Here is a 9,069-nt window from a genome sequence, read left to right as displayed (position 1 = left end):
CCGGCGGCTGTGGCCGCGCCGCCGGCCGCCAGTACCCGCGCCGCACCCGTTTGCAGTGCCAGCAAAGCCGGCTCGCCGCCGCGCGACAACACGCAGGTGTCGTCGAGCTGGCTGACTATCGCCAGCAAGGCGTTCAGGCGCGCCGTCGTTTCGTTGTCGCCGCGCTCCCGCGAGGCGTGCAGCTGCACCAGCCCAACGCCTGTCACCAGGGGAAAGCCGGCACGTGCCTGGCCCCGCGCGCCGTCGACCTGGTACTGGTGGCAGGCCAGCTCGCCCTTGTTGCCGGTGGCGCCAGGCGCGCCGCGGTCGTGCAAACGGGCCAGCGCGCCGGCCCGCGCCGCCACGGCTGTTGGTGCCAGCGATGCGCCGCGCGCGCCCTGCTGCGCCGCCGCCGTCACCAAGAGCCCCAGCGCCCAGATGGCGCCCCGGTGCGTGTTCACGCCGCCCGTCGCTGCCAGCATCAGCGCCTCGCCGTCGCGGCCGATGGCGCCGATGCGCTGGCGCAGCAAGTCGTCGTCTTCACTCCGCGCGCCAGCGTCGGCCATGGCGGCAAACACGGGCTGCAGCACGCAGGCCGAATGGCACATCAGGGCCCAGTTCAAGTCCGTGTGGGCGCCACGGCTGCGCAAATCGACCAGGCCCGGTTTCGGCGTCAAGGTCACTTCGTCGAGCAGCGCCTGCAGCACTTGCCGTCCCAGCACGGCGGCGCGTTCGCGCACCGGCACTGTCATCATGGTCGTCATTACCAGCTCCTGAATTTGGCGGGTGGTTGATACAGGCCGTCCGACCATTCGACCAGGTCGGCGATGCTTTTCGCCGCCAGCAGCGAGCGGTTCGCCGCGCCGCGCTGCACGCCGATATCCTCGGGCAGCGCGATCAGGCCGTCGGCGCGCAATTTGGCCGTCGTCTTCGGGTCGTGGCGCAGGCCGATGGGCGTCACGCCGGCGACGGCCGCCAGCATGGCCTTGCGTTCATCGAGCGAGCGGGCCTTGTACAGGTAGGCGATGCCCTCTTCCGTCAGCACGTGCGTGACGTCGTCGCCATAGATCATCACGGGCGCCAGCGGCATGCCGCTGGCCTGGCCCACGGCCACGGCATCGAGCGATTCGACGATGGTCGGCTGGCCGCCATCCTGGAACGTTTCGACCATCTGCACCACCAGCTTCTTGCCGCGCGCGAGCGGGTCGTCCGTCTCGATCAGGTCCAGCCAGGCCGGTGTCGGGTGGCGCCGGCCATGCGGATCGTGGCCCATGTTGGGCGCGCCGCCAAAACCCGCCAGTCGGCCATTGGTGACGGTCGACGAGTTGCCCAGGCCATCCATCTGCAAGGTGGCGCCGATGAACAGGTCGACCGCGTACTGGCCCGCCAGCTGGCACAGGGCGCGGTTCGAGCGCATCGAACCGTCGCGGCCCGTGAAGAACACGTCGGGCCGGGCCGCCGCATAACCTTCCATGCCCAGTTCCGCGCCGAAGCAGTGCACGCTCTCGACCCAGCCCGTCTCAATGGCGGGGATCAAGGTCGGATGGGGGTTGAGCACCCAGTTGCGGCAGATCTTGCCTTTCAAGCCCAACTGCTCGCCATACGTGGGCAAAATCAGCTCGATGGCGGCCGTATTGAAACCGATGCCGTGATTGAGCGACTGCACCTGGTGTTTTTCATACACGCCGCGGATCGCCATCATGGCCATCAGCACGTGCACGGGCTTGATCACGCGCGGGTCGCGGGTAAACAGCGGTTCGATGAAGAACGGTTTGTCGGACTGCACGACGAAATCGATCCACGAGCCGGGCACGTCGACGCGCGGCAAGTCGCTGACGTCGTCGACGATCTGGTTGACCTGGGCGATGACGATGCCGTCGCGGAAGGCGGCCGATTCCACCAAAGTGGGCGTGTCCTCGGTGCTGGGGCCCGTGTACAGATTGCCCTGGCGGTCGGCCATGTAGCCTGCCACCATGACGACGTTGGGCGTGAGGTCGACGAACAGGCGCGCATACAGTTCGATGTAGGTGTGGATGGCGCCCACCTCAAGCAAGCCATCCTGCAGGAACTGGGCGATGCGCAGGCTTTGCGTGCCGGCAAACGAAAAGTCGAGCTTGCGGGCGATGCCCCGTTCGAACAGATCGAGGTGCTCGGGCAGGCTGACGCTGGGCATGATCAGGTGCAGATGGTGGATCTTGTCGGGGTTGACCTGCGTCAGCATGCGGGCGAGGAAGTCAGCCTGCTTCTGGTTGTTGCCTTCGAGCACGACGCGGTCGCCCGGCGCGAGTAGCGCTTCGAGCACGGCGACCATGTCGCTCCGTTGCAGCACGGGGCCGCTCGCGTACTGGCGCACGGCGTCCAGGCGGCGGCGCTTCTCGGTGCGCCGCGTGTCCCATTGTTTTTGCCGCTGCGCCGGCGCTGCTGTGGCGGTTGACATCTTGCCTCCGAATTGAGCTATCGAACCCTGACGATAGAGCGAAAACGGAGGCGCGACAATCAACCTGCTACCATGTTCATTACCCTGAAGTTAATGAACTCCCTTGAAAGAGGCTAGTCATGGCCATCAACGAAGAAATCACTCTGAAAAAGCTCGAGGTTTTTCTCAGCTTTATGGAATTGAACAATCTGGCAAGGGTGGCCGATGCGCTGGGCCAGAGCACGGTCAGCGTGCACCGCGCCCTGCACTCGCTGGAAGACGGCTTGCGCTGCCCCCTGTTCAAGCGCGAGGGCCGCAGCCTGATTCCGCTGCATGCGGCCTACACCTTTGCCGAATCGGCGCGGCGCGCCCTGGCCGAGTGCGAGGAAGGCGTGCGCAAAGTGCGCGAAATGTCGGGCATCAACCCAGTGCGCCTGAAAATCGGTTCGCTGTATTCACTGACCCTGCACTGCATCCCGCAACTGGTGATCGCCCTGAAACTGCGCCGTCCCGGTCTCGACATCGACCTGACCCTGGGCTCGAACAGAGAACTGCTGCAAAGCCTGGCCGATGGCCGACTCGATGCCATCATCGTCGGCGTGCAGGAGGAAGAACAGCATGCCGGGCTGGTGGCCGTACCCCTGTTCCAGGACGACGTCTACCTGGCCGCCCCGCTCGGTTCACCTTATGTGGGCGCCGCCTCGGTGGACTTGCAGCAGCTGCGCGACGACAAATTCGTCACCCTCAACGAGGGCTTCGTCACCTCGCAAAGCTTCAACCACGCGTTCGACCTGGCGGGATTCGTGCCCGACACGGCCATGCGGGTCGGCGACATCTTCTCGCTGATCAACCTCGTCAGCGGCGGCATCGGCTACAGCCTGCTGCCCGGTAGGGTGCGCGCCTTCAGCTCGCGCATCGAACTGCTGCCCCTGGACGCGCGCTACGGCTCGCACCAGCAAATCACCCTGCTGATGCTGAGCAGCCGCGAGCGCGACCCGAATTTGCTGGCGCTGGCGGCGGAGTGCCGGTTGTATGGGCGTGGCGAGCGCGCAACTGGCAACTGAAATGGAGTCGCAGGAGCGCCGCGCTGACATTGAAATAATAATGATGCCGCATGCCATCTGCACTTTGGACCATGCCTGTATCAGCTCAAGTTGGAAACTCTCCGCGCATATAGGTTTTCCAGAGATTGTCGATAAAGTCGATCTCGACTTTATCGTGGCATGCCTGCGCAATCAGGCCCATATCGTCCGACACATAGCCAGCAAGGTCGGAATTTTCAGTGACTTGATACACTTTCTTGAATGCGACCTCCCTGATCTCCTTCACCAGGGCGCCTTCAGGTGGACAAGATGAGGTCACTTTTTCGTAGCTGGCACACCATGCGCCATCAAACTCAACAGATTCCCTGGCGCACAATGCAGCATCCCAGTCAGTATCTTTCTGGAAAATAGTCTCAAGAAAAATGCTGTCATTTATTGTCGCTAAAATGTCGTTTGCGGTCATCATCTCGGTATTTCGTATTGATCAGTGTGGATGCCCTTCGGTATTTCGTGTTACTACGCACCAAGCCTGGTGATGACCTGGCGCGTAATGACACGGTACAATTAAATCGCGCTATCCCAAGGCGCGGACAAGCGCACGGCGCAATTGATCAACCCCACCATCGAATACGTCTGCGGGAAATTGCCCCACATTTCGCCCGTCACGGGATGCGTATCTTCCGACAGCAAACCCAAGTGATTGCGCGCCAGCAGCATGGTCTCGAAGATCTTGCGCGCTTCGTCTTTCCTGCCGATGCGGGCCAGGGCGTCGATGCGCCAGAAGGTGCAGATGTTGAAGGCCGTTTCCGGTTTGCCGAAGTCGTCGGGCGCTTCGTAGCGGCGCATGTAGGGGCCGTCGCACAGCGATGCTTCCAGCGCGTCGACGGTGGCGATGAAACGCGGGTCCATGGGGTCGATGAAGTTGACTTCCGCCATCAGCAGCACGGAGGCGTCGAGGTCGCGCCCGCCCAGGCTTTCCGCGAAGGCCTGGCGTTCCTCGCTCCACGCTTCACGCAGCAGGCGCTCGCGGATCAGCACGGCGCGGCTGTTCCAGTGATCGGCGCGGTCCGGCAAGCCCAGTTTATGCGCGACCTTGGCCAGGCGGTCGCAGGCAGCCCAGCTCATCAGCATGGACGAGGTGTGGACCCTGGCCCGCGTGCGCAGCTCCCACATGCCCGCGTCCGGTTCCGCATGCAATTTGAAAGCCTGGTCGCCCACGGCTTCCAGTGCGGCGAACTCGGCTTTTCCCGCCCGGTGGAACAAGCGGTGATCAAGAAACGCCTGCGCCGCGCCCAGCACAATATTGCCGTAGACGTCGTGCTGGAAGTGTTCCTGTGCCTGGTTGCCCACGCGTACGGGACCATTGCCGCGGTAGCCGGGCAAGTGGTCGAGCATGGATTCGGGCAACTGCTCTTCCAGGCCGATGCCGTACAGGGGCTGGATGTGGCCGCCTTTCGAGCGGGCCACGATATTCGTCAGCCAGCGCAAATACTCTTCCATCGTGCCCACTTCGGACAAACTATTGAGTGCCCGCACGACAAAGAAGGCGTCGCGCAGCCAGCAGTAGCGGTAATCCCAGTTGCGGCTGCTGCCCGGCGCTTCCGGAATGCTGGTGGTCATAGCGGCGATGATGGCGCCCGTGTCTTCATATAAAGACAGTTTCAAGGTGATGGCCGCGCGGATGACCACGTCCTGCCATTCCAGCGGCACGGCCAGGCGGCGCGTGTAGGTGCGCCAATAATTGATGGTTTCCTTTTCGAAGATGCGCGCCGTCTCGTCGATGCCGCCGGCCAGGGTTTCATCAGGCCCCAGCAGGAAGTTGGCCGTGCCGCCCAACACGAAATACGTTTCACTCAGCACATAATTGAGCGACACATCCGTGTTCAGCCGCAAGGTTTGTTCCGGCCCCACGTAGCGGATGTGGTGGCTGCCCTGCGTGATCTGCGGCGCCAGCTTGCCCCAGTCGTAGCGGGGACGCAGACGCACGCGGATGCGCACGGCATGATCGAGCGGACGCACCCGGCGGATCAGCATCAGCGGGCGGAACATGCGGTCGCGGCTGAGGAATCGGGGCGCGAAATCCGTGATTTCCACGCCGCGCCCATCCGTGTCGTACAGCCGCGTGCGCAGCACGGCCGTGTTCGGCTCGTAGAATTGCTCGCTGCGGGCAAAGTTTTCAATGTCGATGGCCCACACGCTGCCGTTTTCCGTGGCGTCCAGCAGGCCGTTGAAGACAGGATCACCATCGAAACGGGGCAGGCAGGACCAGACGACCTGCCCCGCCTGGTCGATCAGGGCGCTGAAGGCGCAATTGCCCACCACGCCGCAGTTGAGGGATGCTTGCGCGGGAGGCAAGCTGGCGGCGTTGCTGGCGGCGGATGCATGCGCGCCGCTGGGGGTGTCATAGGATGTCGTCATCGGCTACTCCTTCTGTATGTGTTCCAAGGCGGCCAGCAAGGCTGTCCGCAAGGCGTCGGGGCTGGCCAGGCGCAAGGTGGCCACGCTGGGGCCGCTGCCCACCTTCACGCCATGTCCGCCCGCTCCTTGTACATAGGCAAAACCTGCCTCGTCGGTGGTATCGTCACCGGCGAAGACGGGACGGCGGCCCGCGAACGGCGCCTCGGCCATGAAGGCGGCGATGGCGCTGCCCTTGTCGGTGGTGGCAGGCTTGGCTTCCAGAACCATTTTGCCATGCAACAGTAAAAGGCCGGGGCACGCTTGCACGGCCGCCGTCATTTCCTGCACGCACAGCTGTTCAAGTTCCGGCGCCAGCCGGTAATGCAGGGCGACCGCACCGCGCTTGTGTTCCACCAGCAAACCGGGGTGGCGCTCGGCCAGCGCCTGCGCGCGCGCCAGCACGGCAGACACGTCGGGTGTCGGCACGACGGAGAGGCGGCCATCGGCATCGCGCCGCTCCACGCCGTGCACGCCGGCCATGGGCAGCAGCAAGGGCGCCAGCATCGCGTCGATCTGCGCCACGGGGCGACCGGAAATGATGGCCAAGGCACCGCCATGCCGGCGCGCCAGCACGAGCAGCGCGTCGACCACGCCCGCTTCCAGGCGCACGCCGTCGGGCGTGGGAGCCAGGTCGACGAGGGTGCCGTCGAAGTCGAGGAAAACGGCGCTGCCGGGCGCACTCAGCAGCTGCAACAGGGCTGCAGTATCGTCAGGAATCTCCGCCATCAAATCCCCTTGCGCCGCTTGATGCGGCTGTGGGCGTCGATCTTCGTCATGACCTTGTCGCGCTGGCGCAAACGGGCCGCATCGAGCAGCATGCGCCCGGCCCAGCGGTAGACATTGAAATGCTTCACGCGCGCCCGCATGCTCTTCATGCGCTCGCGCTGTTCCACGGGCGGCATCACGAGGGCGCGGTACAGGGCGTCGGCGCCCTGCTCGATATGGTAGGGGTTGATGATCAGCGCTTCGTGCAGCTCGCGCGCAGCGCCCGTGAATTGCGACAACACCAGCACGCCCAGTTCGTCGTCGCGCGCGGCGATGAATTCCTTGGCCACCAGGTTCATGCCGTCATGCAAGCTCGTCACCATGCACACTTCGGAAGCGCGGAAATAGCGCTGCAAATCGTCCTGTCCATGGTGCTCCGCTTTCAGCAGGATGGGCACATAGTCTCCGCTGCCGAAGCGGCGGTTGATGCGCTCGACCATCTTGCGCACCCTGGCGTCGAAACTTTGATATTCATCGAGCGAGGCACGGCTGGGGGCGGCGATCTGCACGAAGGTAAAATGGCCCACCATGCCGGGCTGCTGCTCCAGCATGCGCTCGACGGCCTGGAAGCGCTCGACGATGCCTTTCGTGTAGTCGAGGCGGTCCACGCCGATGCCCAGCAAGTGGTCGGGCGCCACGCCCAGTTCGCTGCGGATTTGCGCGCGGCATGTGGCCACGTCGGGCTGGTCCGGATTGTCGTCCGGCCAGGCGATGGAAATCGGGTAATCCTCGACCTGCGTCATCTCGCCGCCATAGGAAATGGTGGACGCTTCCGGTTCGATACGGGTTTCCAGGTAGCGGTCCACCGTTTCGAGGAAATTCTTGCGGTGGAATGGCGTGTGGAAGCCGAGAATCGTGCTGCCCAGCAAGCCATCGAGGATTTCTTCGCGCCATGGGCAAATGCCGAACGATTCCGAGTTTGGCCAGGGGATATGCCAGAAAGTAATAATCGTCGCCTTCGGCAAGGCTTCGCGCACCATGCGCGGCAGCAAGGCGAAATGGTAATCCTGCACCAGCACGACGGGGTTGTCCGTCTTCGCTTCGGCGATCACGGCGTCGGCAAAGCGGCGGTTGACTTTTACGTACTGCTCCCAGTCGGACGAGCGGAACACGGGGCGCACATGGGCGATATGGCACAGCGGCCACATGCCTTCATTGGCGAAGCCATAATAATAGCCCTGCTCTTCCTCTTGCGTCAGCCACACGCGGCGCAAGGTATAGCTGGGATTGTCGGGCGGCACGGGCACGTGGTCGAGTTTATCCACCGTCTCGCGGTCGGCGGAACCGGCGCCATGCGCGATCCACGTGCCGGAACAGGCGCGCATCACGGCTTCCACGGCCGTCACCAGGCCGCTGGCGGGACGCTGCACCGCAACACCGGTCTCCGTTTTGGTGTGGATGTACGGCTCGCGGTTCGACACCACGAGCACCTGGTCGCCGGACAAGTCCGCTTCAAGCAAGGCACGCAGCTTGTCCGGCGTCCAGTCGGACGACCAGCCGTTATCGCCCTGGCGTTCCAGGTGGTATTCCTGCAGCAATTCGCGCAAGTCGCCGATCAGCGGCTGCATTTCCGGCGGCGGCGCGGGCGCGGCGGCCGGTGCGGCGGCGGCAACGGCTGGATTGTTCTTCGACAGCAATTCGCCGCGCAAGATGTCCTTCACGGCCGCCAGCCAGCCGCGCCAGCTCAGGTGCGCCACGAACACGGTCATCAGGGAAATCAGCACGGCCAGCACGGCCAGGAAGGCAAAGATAAAACGCTTGGTATCCGTATTGCGGCGCTCGACAAAGCTCATGTCCTGCACCAGCACCAGGCGGCCCAGCTGCGACGCATCCTGCATCACGGGCGTTTCGCTAATGTGGACTTGCCCTTGCGGCAATTGCGCCAGGGATTTGTACAAGCCGCCCGTGGAAGGCGTGCTCCAGCAGCCGATCGAAGCGGGGTATTGCGCGGACTGGTACAGCAGATGCCCCGCATTGTCGCAAAAGCCGATGGCGATCAGGCGCTCGTCGCGCGTGGCGCCCTGGAACAGTTCGCTGATGCGGGTGGCGTCTTGCGCGGGCAGGTATTCGGTCAGCGAAGGCCGGAGGGTTCCAGCGAGCAATTCTGCCCGGCTGTCGAGGTCGCGCACATACCAGCGCAGGGTAATATTGTCGAGCAGGGGTACCACAATATAAGCAAACAGTCCCAGCACCAGAGCCAGTGGCAGGATGAAGCGCAAGGACATTCGGAGTGATCGTACTATCATCGTTTTCCTTTGCAAAAACAAAAAGCATGGCAAGTATGACTATGTTTCCAATGCGGCGACGCCCGTTTGCTTTCCGTATTGAAACGTCAAGGTGACATGGCGCAGCGCAGCAATTGGTTCCAGTATCCACGTTGACGCAGGTCTTATCCGTTCGGCAACGCAC

The 9,069-nt window shown here is 63.6% G+C and carries 7 protein-coding genes; 1 reads left to right on the top strand and 6 read right to left on the bottom strand.

Annotated features, from left to right (window positions below):
- Both VM94_RS27875 and mdcA read right to left on the bottom strand, forming a co-directional pair.
- Window positions 1-743 (bottom strand): triphosphoribosyl-dephospho-CoA synthase (locus tag VM94_RS27875; protein WP_442905229.1); only part of this gene is annotated, 743 nt, incomplete at its 3' end.
- Window positions 743-2,416, bottom strand: coding sequence for a malonate decarboxylase subunit alpha (gene mdcA / locus VM94_RS20300; protein WP_046685080.1), 1,674 nt, complete (start codon window positions 2,414-2,416; stop codon window positions 743-745). The genes VM94_RS27875 and mdcA, both read right to left, overlap by 1 nt.
- A gap of 119 nt (window positions 2,417-2,535) precedes the next feature.
- Between mdcA and VM94_RS20295 the strand changes: the two genes are divergently transcribed.
- Window positions 2,536-3,459: a LysR family transcriptional regulator gene (locus VM94_RS20295; RefSeq protein WP_046685079.1), complete on the top strand. Its 924-nt coding sequence runs from the start codon at window positions 2,536-2,538 to the stop codon at window positions 3,457-3,459.
- 85 nt (window positions 3,460-3,544) lie between these two features.
- Here the strand turns inward: VM94_RS20295 and VM94_RS20290 are convergent, their stop codons facing one another.
- From VM94_RS20290 to VM94_RS20275, 4 genes are all read right to left on the bottom strand, one after another.
- Complete coding sequence (locus tag VM94_RS20290) at window positions 3,545-3,904, bottom strand: hypothetical protein (protein ID WP_046685078.1); 360 nt, start codon at window positions 3,902-3,904, stop codon at window positions 3,545-3,547.
- Between the two features lie 98 nt (window positions 3,905-4,002).
- Window positions 4,003-5,856 carry a glycoside hydrolase family 15 protein gene (locus VM94_RS20285; RefSeq protein ID WP_046685077.1) on the bottom strand — a complete coding sequence of 618 codons (1,854 nt, stop codon included), beginning with the start codon at window positions 5,854-5,856 and terminating at the stop codon, window positions 4,003-4,005.
- Window positions 5,857-5,859: 3 nt separating this feature from the next.
- The gene (gene otsB, locus VM94_RS20280; protein WP_046685076.1) at window positions 5,860-6,621 is read right to left on the bottom strand and encodes a trehalose-phosphatase; all 762 of its coding nucleotides are present in this window, start codon (window positions 6,619-6,621) and stop codon (window positions 5,860-5,862) included.
- Window positions 6,621-8,885, bottom strand: coding sequence for an alpha,alpha-trehalose-phosphate synthase (UDP-forming) (locus tag VM94_RS20275; protein ID WP_138829179.1), 2,265 nt, complete (start codon window positions 8,883-8,885; stop codon window positions 6,621-6,623). Before VM94_RS20275 ends, otsB begins: the two co-directional genes overlap by 1 nt.
- Window positions 8,886-9,069 lie beyond the last annotated feature (184 nt).

The sequence above is a fragment of the Janthinobacterium sp. KBS0711 genome (genome assembly GCF_000988085.1).
In the GTDB taxonomy this organism is placed as follows: Bacteria; Pseudomonadota; Gammaproteobacteria; order Burkholderiales; family Burkholderiaceae_D; genus Janthinobacterium; species Janthinobacterium lividum_E.
This window is presented reverse-complemented; position numbering and strand designations above follow the sequence as displayed.